Source organism: Megasphaera stantonii, from assembly GCF_025567065.1.
GTDB lineage: Bacteria > Bacillota > Negativicutes > Veillonellales > Megasphaeraceae > Megasphaera > Megasphaera stantonii.
Genome location: NZ_JAOQKD010000020.1, coordinates 27,026 through 44,125 on the forward strand (window position 1 = coordinate 27,026; position 17,100 = coordinate 44,125).

The 17,100-nt window shown below is 55.7% G+C and carries 12 protein-coding genes; 10 read left to right on the forward strand and 2 right to left on the reverse strand.

The window, feature by feature from the left end:
* The first annotated feature begins 14 nt into the window (after positions 1-14).
* The 9 genes from glgB (at position 15) to OCV58_RS09760 (ending at position 15,297) form a co-directional block, all read left to right on the forward strand.
* A complete protein-coding gene (gene glgB, locus OCV58_RS09720; RefSeq protein ID WP_154877736.1) occupies positions 15-2,069 on the forward strand; it encodes a 1,4-alpha-glucan branching protein GlgB in 2,055 nt (684 codons plus the stop codon).
* A gap of 40 nt (positions 2,070-2,109) precedes the next feature.
* A complete protein-coding gene (gene glgA, locus OCV58_RS09725) occupies positions 2,110-3,549 on the forward strand; it encodes a glycogen synthase GlgA (RefSeq protein WP_154877737.1) in 1,440 nt (479 codons plus the stop codon).
* 65 nt (positions 3,550-3,614) lie between these two features.
* Positions 3,615-7,013 carry a 4-alpha-glucanotransferase gene (gene malQ, locus OCV58_RS09730; RefSeq protein WP_154877738.1) on the forward strand — a complete coding sequence of 1,133 codons (3,399 nt, stop codon included), beginning with the start codon at positions 3,615-3,617 and terminating at the stop codon, positions 7,011-7,013.
* Positions 7,014-7,043: 30 nt separating this feature from the next.
* Entirely contained in the window at positions 7,044-8,291 is a 1,248-nt protein-coding gene (locus tag OCV58_RS09735; protein WP_232818744.1) for an NAD(P)-dependent malic enzyme, read from the forward strand.
* A gap of 146 nt (positions 8,292-8,437) precedes the next feature.
* Complete coding sequence (locus tag OCV58_RS09740; protein ID WP_095628720.1) at positions 8,438-10,087, forward strand: ATP-dependent nuclease; 1,650 nt, start codon at positions 8,438-8,440, stop codon at positions 10,085-10,087.
* Between the two features lie 42 nt (positions 10,088-10,129).
* Complete coding sequence (locus tag OCV58_RS09745) at positions 10,130-12,268, forward strand: DNA topoisomerase III (protein WP_154877739.1); 2,139 nt, start codon at positions 10,130-10,132, stop codon at positions 12,266-12,268.
* Positions 12,269-12,339: 71 nt separating this feature from the next.
* Positions 12,340-13,626: a tetratricopeptide repeat protein gene (locus OCV58_RS09750; RefSeq protein WP_154877740.1), complete on the forward strand. Its 1,287-nt coding sequence runs from the start codon at positions 12,340-12,342 to the stop codon at positions 13,624-13,626.
* Between the two features lie 98 nt (positions 13,627-13,724).
* Positions 13,725-14,249, forward strand: a complete 525-nt coding sequence (dcd, locus tag OCV58_RS09755) for a dCTP deaminase (protein WP_107195541.1) — start codon at positions 13,725-13,727, stop codon at positions 14,247-14,249.
* Positions 14,250-14,313: 64 nt separating this feature from the next.
* Positions 14,314-15,297: a P1 family peptidase gene (locus OCV58_RS09760; RefSeq protein ID WP_095628724.1), complete on the forward strand. Its 984-nt coding sequence runs from the start codon at positions 14,314-14,316 to the stop codon at positions 15,295-15,297.
* 65 nt (positions 15,298-15,362) lie between these two features.
* On the opposite strand, the gene OCV58_RS09765 is transcribed toward OCV58_RS09760, so the two are convergent.
* The gene (locus tag OCV58_RS09765) at positions 15,363-15,689 is read right to left on the reverse strand and encodes a DMT family transporter (RefSeq protein ID WP_087477351.1); all 327 of its coding nucleotides are present in this window, start codon (positions 15,687-15,689) and stop codon (positions 15,363-15,365) included.
* Positions 15,679-16,047 (reverse strand): DMT family transporter, encoded by a 369-nt coding sequence (locus OCV58_RS09770; protein WP_198947357.1) that lies wholly within the window; start codon positions 16,045-16,047, stop codon positions 15,679-15,681. The genes OCV58_RS09765 and OCV58_RS09770 overlap by 11 nt, the downstream gene beginning before the upstream one ends.
* Before the next feature lie 100 nt (positions 16,048-16,147).
* On the opposite strand from OCV58_RS09770, the gene OCV58_RS09775 reads away from it, so the two are divergent.
* Positions 16,148-16,966 (forward strand): MerR family transcriptional regulator, encoded by an 819-nt coding sequence (locus OCV58_RS09775; RefSeq protein WP_154877741.1) that lies wholly within the window; start codon positions 16,148-16,150, stop codon positions 16,964-16,966.
* Positions 16,967-17,100: the final 134 nt, after the last annotated feature.

Below are 17,100 nucleotides of genomic sequence, written 5' to 3' on the forward strand. Positions count from 1 at the left end.
GGGGGAATGCTTACATGAAACTCAGTGCAATTGACGAATACGGTACGTTTCTGTACCATCAGGGAACAAACTACGCCAGCTACCGTTTGTTCGGCGCTCATTTTACCGTTCTCCGCCGCAGATCGTGCGTGCGCTTTTCCGTCTGGGCTCCCCATGCCCAGAAGGTAAGCGTCGTCGGCGATTTCAACCAGTGGGACATTGAAGCCAATCCTATGGAACGGTGCGGCGCCGGCAACGGCATCTGGGTTACGTATATCGAAGGCCTTCAGGAAGGGGACATTTACAAATACGCCGTCACGACGGCGTCGGGCGAAGTGCTCATGAAGAGCGATCCCTATGCCTTCTGGTCGGAAGTGCGCCCCAACACGGCCTCTAAGATCACCAAGCTCCGCTATACGTGGAAGGACAAAAAGTGGCAGAACAGCCGCGAGCAGTACGACTCGTACCGCAAGCCCATGCTGACCTATGAAGTGCATCTCGGCTCGTGGTGCCGCGACGAAGAAGGCAATATGCTGACATACCGCGAAATCGCCGACAAGCTCGTGGAATACGTCACGTCCATGAACTATACGCACATCGAAATCATGCCCCTGTGCGAATATCCCTTCGACGGCTCGTGGGGCTATCAGGCGACAGGGTACTTCTCGGCGACGAGCCGCTACGGTGCGCCGGAAGACTTCATGTACCTCGTCGACACATGCCATAAGCACGGCATCGGCGTCATCCTCGACTGGGTGCCGGGCCATTTCTGCCGCGACGCCCACGGTCTGCGCTATTTCGACGGCGAGCCCTGCTATGAATCGGGCAACCCCATGCTGGCAGAAAACAAAGAATGGGATACGATGAATTTCGACTATGGACGGACGGAAGTACAGTCCTTCCTCATTTCCAGCGCCATGTTCTGGCTCAGCCAGTTCCACATCGACGGCCTGCGCATCGACGCCGTGGCCAACATGCTGTATCTCGACTACGGCCATCCCGATGGAAATTGGCAGCCCAATAAGTACGGCGGCCGGGAAAACCTCGAAGCCATCGACTTCCTGCGCAATTTAAATAAAGCTGTGTTCAGCGAATTTCCCCATGCCCTCATGATTGCCGAAGAATCGTCGGCCTGGCCGCTGGTGACCAAGCCTGTCGACGTCGGCGGCCTGGGATTCAACTATAAGTGGAATATGGGCTGGATGAACGACATGCTCCGCTACATGTCCATGGATCCGCTGTTCCGCAAGGATAACCACAATCTCGTTACGTTTTCCCTGTGCTACGCCTTTTCGGAAAACTTCATCCTGCCCTTGTCGCACGACGAAGTCGTCCACGGCAAGCACTCGCTCCTGGACAAGATGCCCGGCGACTACTGGCAGAAATTTGCCGGCCTGCGGGCTTTCTACGGCTACTGGATGTCGCATCCCGGCAAGAAGCTCCTGTTCATGGGCAGCGACTTTGGCCAGTTCATCGAATGGAAATACGACGACAGCCTCGACTGGCATCTGCTCGAATATCCTATGCACAAGGCCATGCACGACTACGTCAAGCAGCTGAATACGTATTACGTAGAGCATCCCGAATTCTGGGAAGAAGACTGCGACTGGTCGGGCTTTTCGTGGATCAGCTGCGACGACCGCGACAACAGCGTCATCGCTTTCTTCCGCAGCGGCCAGGAAACAGACGACATGACCGTCGTCGTATGCAACTTCACACCTGTCGTCCGCCATTCGTACCGCTTCGGCGTGCCGCGCAAGGGGACGTATGTCGAAGTATTCAACAGCGATTCCGAAGCCTTCGGCGGCTCCAACGTCCTCAACGAAGGCGAATTTGAAGCGCAGGATATTCCCATGCACGGCATGGAACAGTCTCTGGAGCTGACGCTGCCGCCTCTGGCGACTATATACTTGCAGCTCAAGACGTCGGCCGATAAAAAAAAATCTCTGAAGGCTGGCAGCAGTACTGCCAAGACGCGGAAGACGACTGGCTCGGCTAAAAAGGCCAAGAGCAGCGAAAAGAAACCGGCTTCCAAGACGACGAGAAAACGCGCCGTTAAAAAGACGACGAAAAGCGACGCGGCGAAATAAATAGTAAACTGCATTCCAAAGGGAAAGTGGGGGAGTTAAGATGGAAAAAATATTATTCGTGGCGTCAGAAGCCGTGCCTTTTATCAAGACGGGCGGCTTAGCCGACGTCATGGGCGCTTTACCGAAGGAATTGGCCGCCAAGGGCATGGACGTCCGCCTGGTCATTCCGAAATACAGCCTGATTAAAGACGAAGCAAAGCAGCAGATGAAGCAGGTGACGACGGGGATCGTCAATCTGGCCTGGCGTCAGCTGTACTACGGCGTCGACGAAATCGATATGGACGGCGTCAAGGTATACTTCATCGACAATGAATGGTACTTCAAGCGCGACCGCCTGTACGGCTATGCCGACGACGACGAACGGTTCGCCTATTTCTGCCGCGCCGTGCTGACGATGCTGCCGCGCATCGGCTTCCAGCCCGACATCATTCACGGCAACGACTGGCATACGGGCATGCTGGGCGTCTTCTTGAAGGAAGATTTCTACCATGACGATTTCTACAAAAATATGAAATTCGTCTATACCATTCATAACCTGAAATATCAGGGGATTTATCCGGCGTCTATCATGCAGGATATCATCGGCCTGCCGCAGTACTTGTTCGACAATGGCAATCTGGAATGCGACGACTGCGTGAACTACATGAAATCGGGCATGGTCTACGCCGACTACATCACGACGGTCAGCCCGACGTACGCTCAGGAAATTACCTATCCGTACTTCGGCGAACGGCTGGACGGCTATATCCGCAGCAATCAGGACAAGGTCGTCGGCATTATCAACGGCCTCGACGAAGATGCCTATAATCCCGAAACGGACCCCTATATTGCCCAAACGTATACGTCGAAGGACGCCCGCGCCGGCAAGCGCGTCAACAAGGACGCCCTGCGCAAGGAATTGGGGCTGCGCATCAAGCGCGGCGTGCCCATGGTCGCCATGGTATCGCGCCTCGTCGAAGACAAGGGCATGGATTTGGTAACGCGCATTATGGACGAGCTCGTCGAAGACGACGTACAGCTGGTTATCGTCGGGACCGGCGACTGGCAGTATGAAGAAGCCTTCCGCGATTTGGCCCGCCGCTATCCGACAAAGGTATCGGCCAACATCATGTTCAACGAAGGCCTGGCGCACCGCGTCTATGCGGCGGCGGATATCTTCCTCATGCCCTCGCGGTATGAACCGTGCGGACTGAGTCAGCTCATCGCCCTGAGATACGGCGCCGTGCCCGTCGTCCGCGAAACGGGCGGCCTGCGAGACACCGTCGTTCCCTTTGATAAATACAAAAATCAGGGCAACGGCCTGACGTTCCCGAACTTCAATGCTCATGAACTGTTGTTTACGGCAAAGACGGCTTTGGGATACTACGAAGATACCGCCTTGTGGGATCACATCGTCAAGAACGCCATGGAAAGCGACTACAGCTGGAAGCGTTCGGCTCAGGCGTATGCAGACTTGTACAAAAAGGTATTGAACCGATAAGAACAATACAGCCAAATCCCCCGCCGTACTTGCTCGGCGGGGGATTTTACAAAAAAGGAGATTTCATGGATTTAGGACTGTATCACAATTCACATGAATTTTATTGCCGCTCTGTTTTCGGCGCCGTTCCCTCGGGCAGCCAGGTCGTCCTGCGCCTGCGGGCCGATAAAAATATAGAAGAAAACTGGCAGGCCAGCGTGCGCCTGTGGCAGAGCAACGCCGGCGAAACGATCGTTCCCATGACTTGGGAGGGCGACGCCTTCAAGGCGACGCTGACCATGCCGGATAAGGGGTGCCTCCTTTGGTACTACTTCATCGTTTCCTACGACGGGAAGACCGTCTATTACGGCAACAACCATGAGCAGCTCGGCGGCAAGGGCCGCATTACAGCTCAGGAGCCGCCGTCCTATCAGATTACCGTATATGATAAGGCCGTCAAGACGCCGGACTGGTTTAAGAATGCCATCGTTTATCAGATTTTTCCCGACCGGTTCCGCCGCGGCAAGGATACGACGGCAGTGCTTACGGGCAAAAAGGGGGCCGTCATCCACAGCGATTGGGACGATATACCGGCCTATTGGAAGAATCCCGATACGGGAGAGATTGCCTTTTATGATTTTTACGGCGGAAACCTGGCGGGCATCAGGGAAAAGTTTTCGTATCTGAAAGAATTAGGCATTACGGCGGTTTACCTCAACCCAATTTTCGAGAGCTGTACAAACCATCGCTACAGTACGGCCGACTACCATCGCGTCGATCCCTTCCTGGGGACGAACGAAGAATTTGCCGCGTTCTGCCGGGCTGCCAAAGAAGAGGGCCTGGCCGTCATCCTGGACGGCGTGTTCAGCCATACGGGAGCCGACAGCATTTATTTCAACCGCTTCGGCCATTACGACAGCGTCGGCGCGTACCAGTCCAAGGAATCGCCGTACTATTCGTGGTACCGGTTTAAGGACTACCCGAACGACTACGAGTCGTGGTGGGGCGTCATGGATTTGCCTAACGTAGAAGAAACGGAGCCGTCATATATGGATTTTGTCATCCATAACGACGACAGCGTGCTGCGCTACTGGATGCGCCAGGGCATCAGCGGCTGGCGTCTCGACGTCGTCGACGAGCTGCCGGCAGCGTTTCTCCGCGATTTCTATAAGACGCTGAAGGAAGAAAATCCCGACGCCGTCCTCATTGGCGAGGTGTGGGAGGACGCGTCAAATAAGATCAGCTACGGCGAACAGCGCGAATACCTGTGCGGCTACGAGCTCGACAGCGCCATGAACTACGCCTTGCGGACGATTGCCGTCGATTTCATCATGGGCCGCAAGGAAGGCCGGCGCATGCTGGCTGAAATGACTCACCTCATTGAAAATTATCCGCCTGAGCACTTTTACGCCATGCTCAACCTCATCGGCAGCCATGACATCGAACGCATCCTGACGGTCCTGGCCGAGGACGCCGACACCAATACGCTCTCGGCTGAGGACATCGCCAAGAAGCGCCTGCGCCTGCTCATGGCCTGGCAGATGACGATGCCCGGCGCGCCCTGCATTTATTACGGCGATGAAGCCGGCGTGACCGGCGGCAAGGACCCGGACAACCGCCGCACCTATCCGTGGGGGCATGAGGACGAAGAAATCTTGTCGTGGACGAAAGAGCTGACGGGGCTGCGCCGCCGCAGCGACACCCTGCGCACGGGCCGTTTCATCCCGCTGTACGCCGACGGCGACGTCTTCGCCTACGCCCGCAGCATTGAAGGTGGCCGGGATATATTTGGACAGAAAAAAGAAGACGGCTTCTTTATCATCGCCATGAATAAACACACCACGTCCCTGCGGACGGTCAGCGTGTACACGAACGGCTTGGCTTACGGCGAGCTGACCAACGCTTTGTATCCCCGCATGAAGCCTATCCGCACGATCAACAGCCGATTTACCCTTACGCTGCCGCCGCTGAGCGCCGTCATCCTGAAAGGGCAGGAAGCCCGTAAAAAACGGGCCGGCGTCCTCCTGCATCCGACGTCGCTGCCTTCGGCAGGCGGGAACGGCGACCTGGGGCCCAACGCTTACCGGTTTATCGATTTTCTCAAGACGGCCGGCCAGAGCCTATGGCAGATCCTGCCGCTGACACCGCCGCTCATGGGCGATTCGCCCTATCTGGCCCGATCGGCCTTTGCCGGGAACGAACGGCTCATTTCCCTCGACGTGCTGCACGAATGGGGATGGCTGTCTGCCGAAGAGCTGTGCGAATATAAAGAAACTGTTCGGACTGCGAAATCCTGGGACGAAGCCTGGAAGGTCAAGAAGGACGCGCTCTGGCGCATGTCCCATAAGAAAGACCTGAATGTGCCGTGGTCGCCTTATGCCGATTTCTGTAAGGAAAACGCGTACTGGCTCGACGACTACGCCTTGTTCCGTTCTGTCGGTGATTTCTTCGGCGGCAAGGTCTGGACAGAGTGGCCCGACAACATCCGCTGTCACGCTGCCGACGGCGTAGCCTATTATAAAAAAGAATTGTCCGGCGCTATATCCCATTATAAATTCTTGCAGTATATTTTCTACTGCCAGTGGCAGTCCCTGCGGAAATACGCCCATGACAACGGCGTGCAGATTCTCGGCGACATGCCCATGTTTGTCGCTCACAACAGCGCCGACTGCTGGGCTCATCAGGAGCTGTTCCAACTGGACGAAGGCGGCAATCCTACGGCCGTCGCCGGCGTGCCGCCCGACTATTTCAGCGCCGACGGACAGCTATGGGGCAATCCCCTGTACGACTACGAGGCCATGGCTGCCGACGGCTATCGCTGGTGGGTAGAGCGGTTCCGCGCGATATACCAGTTCGTAGACGAGGTGCGCATCGACCATTTCCGCGGCCTCGAATCGTACTGGGCCGTGCCCGTCGAAGCCAAGACGGCCCGCGAAGGCGCCTGGGTCAAGGGGCCGGGCCTCGACCTGTTCCGCGCCGTATATAAAGAGCTCGGCTTCCTGCCCATGGTGGCGGAGGATTTGGGCATCATTACGGACGACGTATGCGCCCTGAAAGACGCCCTGCGCCTGCCGGGCATGAAGATACTCCATTTCCACATGGCAGAACGGGCCGACGGCCGCTATTCCTTCGATACGGAGCCGAACTGCCTCGTCTACACGGGAACGCACGACAACAACACGACCCTGGGCTGGTATGAAGACGACCTGGACGAATCGGAACGGCTGCAGCTGCGCCAGGCGCTGGGCCTGCCGGACAATGCAGCGCCGGAAGCTGTCGTCCGCGCCGTCGTCGCCTACGTATACAGCCGCCGTGCCGAAACGGCCGTCGTGCCCCTGCAGGATATACTGGCCCTGCCGGGAAACTGCCGCATGAACGTGCCCGGAACGGCCGAAGGAAACTGGCAGTGGCAGATGGACAGCGGTATGCTCAAGCTGGATATCGCCAAATGGCTGTCTGAATTATGTAAAGAATACGGACGGTAACTGCGCCCGTTTCAGAGGGGGAAGAGACGCATGTCTGATATGACAGATAAAAATGAAAAATTTAAACGGGCCTTGGAAGTCCACGCCCAGCTGCACGGCAAACTAGCCATTCACAGCAAATTGCGGGCCGATTCCAAGGAAGCCCTGTCCATCTTATATACGCCCGGCGTCGCCGCGCCGTGCCTGGAAATCGCCCAGGATAAAGAGCTGGCCTATACGTATACCGGCAAGGGCAACGACGTGGCCGTCATTACCGACGGCAGCGCCGTCCTGGGGTTGGGGAATATCGGCCCTGATGCGGCCATGCCGGTCATGGAAGGGAAGTGCCTGCTGTTCAGCGAGTTTGCCGGCATCAACGCCGTGCCCCTGTGCGTAGGCACGCAGGACGTAGACGAATTTGTCCGCTTCGTCCAGCTGGCCAGCCCGTCCTTTGGCGGGATCAACCTGGAAGATATCAGCAGCCCGCGCTGCTTTGAAATCGAAAAGCGGCTTCGGGAAACGCTGAATATCCCCGTGTTCCACGACGATCAGCACGGCACGGCCATCATCGTCCTGGCCGGCGTCATCAACGCGCTGGAGTATTTAGGAAAGTCTGCCGAAACGGCGTCGGTCGTCATCAACGGCGCCGGCGCAGCCGGCATCAGCATCGCCAATCTGCTGCTGGAATATGGTTTTACAGACGTGACGCTCTGCGACATCAACGGCGCCGTCTGTGAAGGCGACGATACGCTCAATCCGGCTCAGGCCGCTATGGCGAAGCGGACGAACCGCCGTCATGCCAAGGGCAGCCTGAAGGATGTACTGGCAGGCAAGGACGTGTTTATCGGCGTGTCCCGCGGCGGCCTCGTGTCCCAGGAAATGATTGCCTCGATGGCTGAGAAAAACGTCGTCTTCGCCATGGCCAATCCCATCCCGGAAATCTATCCCGACGAAGCGAAGGCTGCCGGCGCGTCCGTCGTCGGCTCGGGCCGGTCCGATTTCCCCAATCAGGTCAACAACGTCCTCGTATTTCCGGGAATTTTCCGCGGGGCTATCGACTGCCATGCGTCGGATATCAGCGAGGGCATGAAGCTGGCTGCAGCGAGAGCCATTGCCGACGTAGCGAAGCAGGACGGCCTGCGGGAAGACTACATCCTGCCCGACGCCTTTGACCATCGCGTCACCATCGCCGTAGCGGCTGCCGTTGCCGAGGCTGCGGCAAACGAAGGCATCGCCGGCAATCCCTTGACCTATGAAGAAGAAGCGGCGAAGGCCGAAGCCTTTTTGAACGAAGTATAGCAGGATATGAAAGCACTGGCGTCATCTGGCGGTGACGCCGGTGTTTTTTCGTTTCTGCTCGGGAAAAGCAGGGACGCAAGGCGCCTGCGTCGAATATTATACTATTACGGTATGTTGCGAACGGATTCTATACAGGCGGTGATATTGTGCATATCCATTACATGCATATTGAAAATTATCGAAATTTGACAGACGTGGAGATGACCTTTCATGAAAAGGCCAACTATCTCGTCGGCGAAAACGCTATTGGCAAAAGCGGGTTTCTGCGCTTGCTGTCGGTCATGAGCGAAGGCTTCGGCATCAGGGAAGACGATTACGCCGACCCGGCGCGGCCTATCGTCATTACGCTGGAAATGCACCTGCTTCGGAACCAAAACGAGTATTTTGCCGCGTTTCCCGATGAGCGGCGGGAGACGATGAAGGTGCGCCTGGAAAAGAGGGTGGAAGAAATCTACCCGCGGCTGTACGATGCAGAGAGAAACGAAGAACTGCCTCTCGACCTGATACGCTGCATCCATTATCTGCCCAATTCCGTCGTCGACCCGGAAGAACTCAAAGTGCCGGCAACGGTATACCGCGCGTTGGAACGGCGGCTGTATCAGTGGGAGCATTCCCATGACGACGGGCTGGACGAAGATACGCAGGCCTTTATCCATCATGAAGTGCAGGTAGGCAGCCTCGACTCGTCGTATTTTGTCAATATCTTCCTCTTGTCCCGCATCCTGAGCCGCCAGGATCGCTCGACAGCCGACAACATGAAGTTTATTTCCCTCGTCGCCCTGCGTATCCTCACGCAGATTTTCATCATGTCCCGAAGCAAGGCCATGCCCCTGGAGCAGAGCCTGATTATCGACGGCAAGGGGCGGCGCTATTTGCCTCTCGTCGTATCTATCGACGAGCCGGAGGTGCACCTCCATCCATACATGCAGCGGTCTATTTTAAATTATTACAAGCAGCTCCTGAGCAACGGCGATTCCCGCTTCTGCGAGCTCCTGAAGGATTTGTTCGGCATCGACGGCCTGCGGGGGCAGCTGTTCATCGTCACGCACTCGACAGACGCCCTCGTCGACGATTACCGCAATATCGTCCGCCTGTACCGCGGCGACGCCGGTCAGGTCTGCGCGGCCTGCGGAGCGACCTTTCATTTCAGCGAGGAAATCGAGAAGCACCTGATCATGCATTTCCCCGAAGTGAAGGAGGCCCTGTATTCGCGGAGCGTCCTCGTCGTCGAAGGGGAAACGGAGTTCGGCTGCTTCCAGCTGTTCGGCACGACGCTGGGGCTGCCCTTTGACTACTACGGCATCTGCCTCATCAACGCCCGCGGCGAAAGCTCGATTTCAAAGATAAAGAAGCTTCTGGAATACTTCAAGATTCCCACCGTCGCCTTATACGACGCCGACGTAAAGGGCGGCCATAAGGGCGAGACGGGCGTGTTCTTTACCGACGAAATTTGCTTTGAAATGGATTTGGCCAAGACGATGATCGACATGGGCCGCCGCCGCGAGCTGGACCGCATCATCAATACCGTAGCCGGCGAGCACGGCCGGGCCACGTCGGACATGATTAAAAAGGCCTGCCGCAAGCTGGACGTCAATTTCCACGACTATCCGCCGCGCATGCTGGGCAACGTCAACGCCCGCAATATCAAGGCACTGTACATCTATTATTTTGCCTGGCTGTACAGCAACAAGGGCGTCATCCTAGGCCGGCTCCTGGGGCAGTCCCTGCGCAGCCAGGAAATCCCCAGGGCCTTTGTCAAGGTCATCGAAGAGGCCGGCAAACTGGCAAAAGTATAAGCTGCCTTGCAGCAGACATTAGAGCAGGAGTTATCGTATAGTATGAAATTGTTTATCGCAGAGAAGCCCAGCATGGCCAGGGAACTGGCAAAATGCCTCCCGCAGCCGCAGCGGCAGGAAAAGGGCTTTATCCGTACGGGCGGCGGCATCGTCACCTGGGCCTACGGCCACATGCTGCAGCAGGCGGAGCCGCAGGATTATAATCGGCAATACAAGCAGTGGAAGGACGCCGATTTGCCCATTATTCCAGAGCATTGGAAGCTGCTCGTCAGCCCGAACAGCAGGGAGCAGTTCGACGTCATCTGCCGCCTCATCGGCGACGCCGACTCCATCGTCCATGCCGGCGACCCTGACAGGGAAGGGCAGCTTCTGATTGACGAAATACTCGATTATGTAGGCAATACGAAGCGCGTCGAGCGCATCCTTTTAAATGCCCTCGACGAAAAGAGCATCGGTGAAGCCCTTCATGATTTGCGGGATAACGGCGATTTTTCTCATCTCAAGGAATCAGCTTTGGCCCGCAGCCGTGCCGACTGGCTCATCGGCATGAACCTGTCGCGGGCTTATACGCTGGCCGCCCGCCGGCAGGGACACCGCGTCGTATTTCCCATCGGCCGGGTTAAGACGCCGACGCTGGCCTTAGTCGTCCGCCGCCAGCGGGAAATCGACAATTTCAAGCCCGTGACCTATTACGTCGTCAAGGCGCAGTTCAATCATGCCAAGGGCGTCATTACAGCCCAGTGGCAGCCTGGCGATACGCAGGCCGGCCTCGATTCGGAAGGGCGCTGCATCGATAAAAAGAAAGCTGAAGAAATAGTAGAAAGGCTGCGCGCTCAGCCCGATGGAACGATTGCCGAAGGGAAGAAGACGAAAAAGAAGGAAGCGCAGCGGCTGCCCTTGTCCTTGTCGTCCCTGCAGGTGCTGGCAGGTAAGCGCTACGGCTACAGCCCCCAGCAGGTATTGGACGCAGCTCAGCAGCTGTACGAACGCAAGCTGACGACCTACCCCCGGTCGGACTGCGAGTACCTGCCTCTGAATCAGCGCAAGGACGTGCCGGCTATTTTAGCTAATTTAGGCCGAATTTCAGATAAAACCTTGTCCCAATGGGCCGGGCAGGCCGACGGCAGCATCAAGAGTCGGGCTTGGAATGACGGCAAGATTACGGCGCACCATGCGATTATCCCGACGACGGTGCCCTGTCCGTACGATAAGCTGACGGCAGTTCAGCGAAATATCTATTTCCTCATTGCCCAGGCCTATATGGCACAGTTTTATCCTGTCCACGAATATATACAGAACCGCGTCGTCGTCGAAGCCGCCGGCGAGCAGTTCGTCGCTCACGGCAAGACCGTCGTCGTATTGGGCTGGAAAGAGCTGTATCAGTCCGATACGGACGACGAAGACGAAAAAGGAGAGCTGCCGCCGGTCCGCAAGGGAGACGGCGTCCAGTTCCGCCGCGGCAAGGTCGAAGAGAAAGCTACGAAGGCGCCACCGCGGTTTACTTCGTCGACGCTCCTTCAGGCGATGAAGGAAATTTATAAATACGTCAAGGACGATTCGCTGAAGAAAAAGCTCAAGGAAGTGCAGGGCATCGGCACGGAAGCGACGCGGGCTACGATTATCGGCGAGCTCATCGAGCGGAAATTTTTAGCCGAAGAAGGAAAGAAGAAGTATCTGAAACCGACGGATATGGCCTATCTTCTCGTCGATTCCCTGCCGGACGAGCTGCTGTATCCCGATGAAACGGCCGTTTGGGAAGAACGGCTGTATCAGATGAGCCTGGGAAAGGACAGCCTGGCCGACTTTCTCGGCGCCCAGGAATTATTTTTGCGCAAGCTCATTGCGGCAGCCCGGAACAATGACGGAACGCCGCAGCCAAAGGAAGGGCGCGTGTGCCCTCAATGCGGCGGCGCTATGGTACGCCGCCATGGAAAGTACGGCGATTTCTGGGGCTGCACTAACTATCCCAAATGCCGACATACGGAGCGCATCGATGCGCCGCCTGCGTCGGCGGCCGGCGACGGTTCATCTTATATTTGTCCGCGCTGCAAAGAGGGAATCTTTGTCCGCCGCAGCGGCCCGTACGGTCCGTTTTGGGCCTGCAGCAAAGAAGGCTGCCGCACGACCTGCGCCGATGTGAACGGCGTTCCCAGCATTTATGCTGCTTCGTCAGGAAAATAGTCCTGTCGGAGACGGGATACGGCGCGGGTGTCTGCGCCGTATAGTACAGCAGAGGAGAGGAGGGGCAAAGGATGGATACCGTGCAGGCCCGGCAGTGGTGCCGCAAACAGCAATACGATCAGGTAGCGGCTATGTACGCCCGGCAAATTGCCGCAATGGATACGTGGGGGCCGTGGGACTACTATTATTACGCTTACAGCCTGAGCAAGCTGAAAGAATATGCCGAAGGGCGGGAGATTTCCCGCCGGTGCATCATGGCCTTTCCCGACTTCGCCCAAATCCGGGACATATACGGCTGGTGCCTGTATCATCTGTACGTGCGTCCCTTTGCGCCTGGACAATCTGATGAAGGCGATTTCCGGCGGGCCGTCGAGGCCATCGTCAAATACACCGAGCAAAGAGAGCGCTCTCCTTATGAACGAGCCGTCTGGAAGATGATCGACGTGCTGCGCCGGCAGAAAAAGGCTTCGGCAGAAGAATTAGACGCCTGGCTGACTCTCCTTAACCCGGCCAGGCTGTCTTCGCGGCCGCAGGAGTACGTCAAGGACGGTGAATGGCTGAGCGGCGCGTCGTACCGCGAGCGGTGGTATGCCCTGAAGAGCGGCGTGTTGGTCAAGAAAGGGGAATATAATGCCTGCATTGCTGTCTGTGAAGAAGGGCTGCGTATTTTTACGGAATTTCACTATGACAATGACATCTGGCTCAAATATCGCATCGCCCTCTGCCGCCTTCGCCTTGGCGACATAGGCGGTGCAGAAAGAGAATTTTCCGCCCTTTTGCAGTATAAGCAGCATTGGATTATATACCGCGGGCTGTTTTACGCAGGGCAGGCGCAGAAAAGCCTGCGGAAGATGAAACAATACGGCGCAGCAGCCCTGCTCCTGCCGGGAGATATGGCCGATAAAGTCCAGTTCCTCGCTGAATTTGCCGATTCCCTGGCAGGACAGGAGGACTTGCGGACGGAGCGGGCCTGGCACTATGCCCTGGCCCTGCGCATCCGGCAGGAACGGGGATGGTTTGTGCCGGAGGCTCTGCGCAGGCAGGCCGCGACGTATGAAGGGCAGATTCCCCGTAAGGCGGAGTTGCTCCGCTCGCTGCAGGCATTCTGGATACAGTGCCGGCACGACGGCGAAGAAGAAAAGCAGGGCTTTATCTCGGCCGTTCTGCCGGGAGGACGGGCCGGGTTTATCAAGGAATACGGCGGGCCGTCCTATTATTTCAAACGCGATGCCCTCCTGGGGCTGGACGCCGAGGCAGGGACGTACGTTACCTTTTTCGTCGAAGTCGGCCAGGATCGCTTTGGCGGCAAGGCGTCGCGGCGGGCTGTCGATATCCGGAAAAAAGAAAGCCTGTTCTGACGATGAATTTTTCGCATATACTTTCTCATTTTGTATGGCGACGCGGCCTGTTTTGGTATATAATTTTGGTATACCACATGGAAAGGTGAAGGCACAACATGATTTTATCAGGCAAGGAAATCGTAAAGCATTTGGGTAAGGAAATTATCATTACGCCCTTTCATCCCGAACGGGTCAATCCGAACAGCTATAATTTATCGCTATATAATCAGCTGATGGTATATGATGACTACGAGCTGGACATGGCCAAGCCCAATCCGGCGTCGATTATCGACATCCCCGAAGACGGCTACGTACTGCAGCCGAATAAGCTCTATTTGGGGCGGACAAACGAGTATACGAAGACTGACGGCTATATTCCTATGCTGGAAGGCCGCTCGTCTGTCGGCCGTCTGGGCGTGTTCATCCACGTGACGGCAGGCTTTGGCGACGTAGGCTTTGCCGGCTACTGGACGCTGGAAATTTTCTGCGTCCAGCCGATCCGCATTTATCCCAACGTGGAAATCTGCCAGATTTACTACCACGACATCGACGGCGAGTACGACACATATCAGCACGGAAAATACCAGAACAATTCGGGAATTCAGCCGAGCATGCTGTGGAAGGATTTCCAAAAGAAATAATATAGGCAACGGATATAAAGCATGTCTGCGCGCAGATATGCTTTTTTGCGAAAGGAGAAAGGCTATGAAAGAAATTGCATTGCAGGATATTCAGGGATTTCGCATCGGCAACGCTCAGGATGAGCTGGGCGGCACGGGCTGTACTGTCCTCATATTTCCTGACGGCGCGCCCTGCGGCGTCGATATTCGCGGCGGCGGGCCGGCCAGCCGGGAGTCGGAGCTCCTCAATCCGACGGCGGCAGCGGAGAGAATTCATGCCGTACTGTTAAGCGGCGGCAGCGCCTTCGGTTTGAACGCCGCCGGCGGGGTCATGCAATATTTGGAAGAAAAGGGCATCGGCTTTCCGACGGGCATTTGCAATGTGCCCCTCGTCGTAGCGTCGTGCATTTTTGACCTGGGATGCGGCGACAACGTCCGTCCCGATGCGGCTATGGGCTATGCGGCCTGCGTCGCATCGGAGAAACATATGATCCGGGAAGGCAATTACGGCGCAGGAACCGGCGCGACAGTGGGCAAGCTCTGCGGCCCTAAAGGCATGATGAAGTCCGGCCTCGGCGTATACGCCGTCCAGGTCGGCGAGCTGAAGGTCGGCGCTGTCGTCGTCGTCAACGCCGTCGGCGACGTATTGGATGAACATAATGAAATCATCGCCGGCATGCTGAACGACGACGGCACGGGATTTGCCGATACGCGCCGCGTCATGCTGGAAGAATACGGCATGCACGATACGCTCTTTTCCCTGCGGGCGGCGGCCGGTACGACGAATACGACGATCGGCGCTGTCGTCACGAACGGCAAGTTCGATAAAAGTCACATGAAAAAAATCGCCGCTTTGGCCAGTAACGGCTTTGTGCGGACAATCCGGCCGGTCAACACGACAGCTGACGGCGATTCCTTGTACGCCCTGAGCGTCGGCGACGTAGAAGCCGATGTCAGCACGACGGGGACGATTGCCGCTTACGTCGTAGAACAAGCCGTACGCCGCGCCGTATTGACGGCGGAACAGGCATACGGCGTTCCGGCGGCTAAAAGCTTAACTACCTATTAATAAAAAACGGATTTACCATGCAGGCGTCTGATTCGCCAGGCTGCAGGTAAATCCGTTTTTGCGTTTTATATGAGTTTGATTAATACGACGCCGGCAATCATCGTCGCTACGCCGCATATGCCCAGAGGACGTATGCGCAGGCCGAAGAAGCGGGCGTCTACAGTCGTCGTCAGAATCAGGCCCAGGGCGCCGAACATGGCGTAGGCGATGCTCAAATCCATGATGCGGATGAGATGAGCCAGGCAGAAGAATGACAAGACGACAAAGGAGAGAGCGGCTATGCCGTACCGCTTTTGCGTAAATCCATTCGACTTTTTCAGACAAATATTGGCGCACAGGTCTAACCCGACGGCGCCGACGAGGAGCAGTATGCCCAAAAGATTAACTGTCATGAGAAGCAGCCTCCTTTTCCGGCAGGGACGTGCCCAGTTTAATCATGGCGAGTCCTGATAAAATGACAAAAAATCCTAATAGTTTCAGCGGCGGCATGGGTTCGTGAAATACGGACCAGGCGATGCATACTGTGCCGACGAGGCCGACGCCTTCCCATACGGCATAAGCCAGGCTGATGGGGATGCGGACGACGGCTTTACTGAGGACGAAATAAGACAATAACATACAAGAAATCATCGTAATATAGCCTTCGGAACCGCCCTGCATGGTAAAGTATTTCATCGACGACGTGCCCGTCAGCTCCAGCATAATCGCTAAAAACAACATAAACCAACAATATGCTGCAGTGTGCTTCATAGATAAAACATCCTTTCTGCTATCCTGTTGCCTTTTCTAGTTCCATTGGCTATACTAAGTATAAAGTATGGTGCAGCACCATAGTCAAGAGGTGAGTTTTATGTCAAAGAAATACCTGAAAACAGGAGAATTTGCCAGCTTGTGCGGTGTGACAAAGGATACGCTGTTTCACTATGATGACATCGGCCTGCTCAAACCGGCCCGGGTCGGCGAGAACGGCTATCGTCTCTACGGCCTGTACCAGCTGGATACGTTCGATTTAATCAGCGTGCTCAAAGAAGTAGGGCTGACCTTACATGAAATCAAAGCGTATATTGAACGGCGGAATACGACGGAGTTTTTGCAGATGCTCAAAGAGCAGGACAAAGCCCTTGCGGCGGAAATTGAACGATTGAAACGCTTGCGGCGTATTTTAAAAAATACCATAGAGACTACGAAACAGTCCCTGCATGTTCCTATCGACACTATTCAGTTTGTAGAAAAAGAGGAAGAATACTTTATCATTACGGACGGCCAGCGGAAGCAGGATGAAAAGTCCGTCGTAGAGGCAATCAGCGAACACTTCAAATACTGCAACGCCCACCGTACGTACAACACCTTTACAATCGGCGAAATCATCGGGGAACAAGCTATTGCAGATCAGACCTATTACACGCAGTATTATTGCTCTAAAATCGACAAGCCCGTCCGAAGCAGGCATTGCCACGTCAAGCCGGCCGGCTTGTACGCCGTCAAATACATACAGGACTCGTATGACATGCTGCCCGAAGCGTATCGGCAGTTTGTCAACGAGGTGCAAGCCCTGGGATACAGGCTGTGTGGCAAGATATATGAAGAGGATATGCTCAATTATTTGACGGAAAAGGACGACGAAAACTATTTGCTGCGAATTGAAGGGCAGGTAGAGCCTGTGACATGATCGATGTATACGAAGAAAGCTATTGACTTTTGCAGGGCGAATTTACAATACAAGTGCAACACCTATAAAAAATGACACATAGGTTTCTGATATAATAATGCTACCAAACAAAATCTATATCTCGGAGGAAACCT

Bases quoted from the DNA above. Each gene is read 5' to 3' on its own strand.
- OCV58_RS09775 (WP_154877741.1), top strand. From the start codon at position 16,148: ATGTCAAAGAAATACCTGAAAACAGGAGAATTTGCCAGCTTGTGCGGT.
- OCV58_RS09750 (WP_154877740.1), top strand. From the start codon at position 12,340: ATGGATACCGTGCAGGCCCGGCAGTGGTGCCGCAAACAGCAATACGAT.
- OCV58_RS09765 (WP_087477351.1), bottom strand. From the start codon at position 15,689: ATGACAGTTAATCTTTTGGGCATACTGCTCCTCGTCGGCGCCGTCGGG.
- malQ (WP_154877738.1), top strand. From the start codon at position 3,615: ATGGATTTAGGACTGTATCACAATTCACATGAATTTTATTGCCGCTCT.
- OCV58_RS09745 (WP_154877739.1), top strand. From the start codon at position 10,130: ATGAAATTGTTTATCGCAGAGAAGCCCAGCATGGCCAGGGAACTGGCA.
- glgB (WP_154877736.1), top strand. From the start codon at position 15: ATGAAACTCAGTGCAATTGACGAATACGGTACGTTTCTGTACCATCAG.
- dcd (WP_107195541.1), top strand. From the start codon at position 13,725: ATGATTTTATCAGGCAAGGAAATCGTAAAGCATTTGGGTAAGGAAATT.
- OCV58_RS09735 (WP_232818744.1), top strand. From the start codon at position 7,044: ATGTCTGATATGACAGATAAAAATGAAAAATTTAAACGGGCCTTGGAA.
- OCV58_RS09760 (WP_095628724.1), top strand. From the start codon at position 14,314: ATGAAAGAAATTGCATTGCAGGATATTCAGGGATTTCGCATCGGCAAC.
- OCV58_RS09770 (WP_198947357.1), bottom strand. From the start codon at position 16,047: ATGAAGCACACTGCAGCATATTGTTGGTTTATGTTGTTTTTAGCGATT.
- glgA (WP_154877737.1), top strand. From the start codon at position 2,110: ATGGAAAAAATATTATTCGTGGCGTCAGAAGCCGTGCCTTTTATCAAG.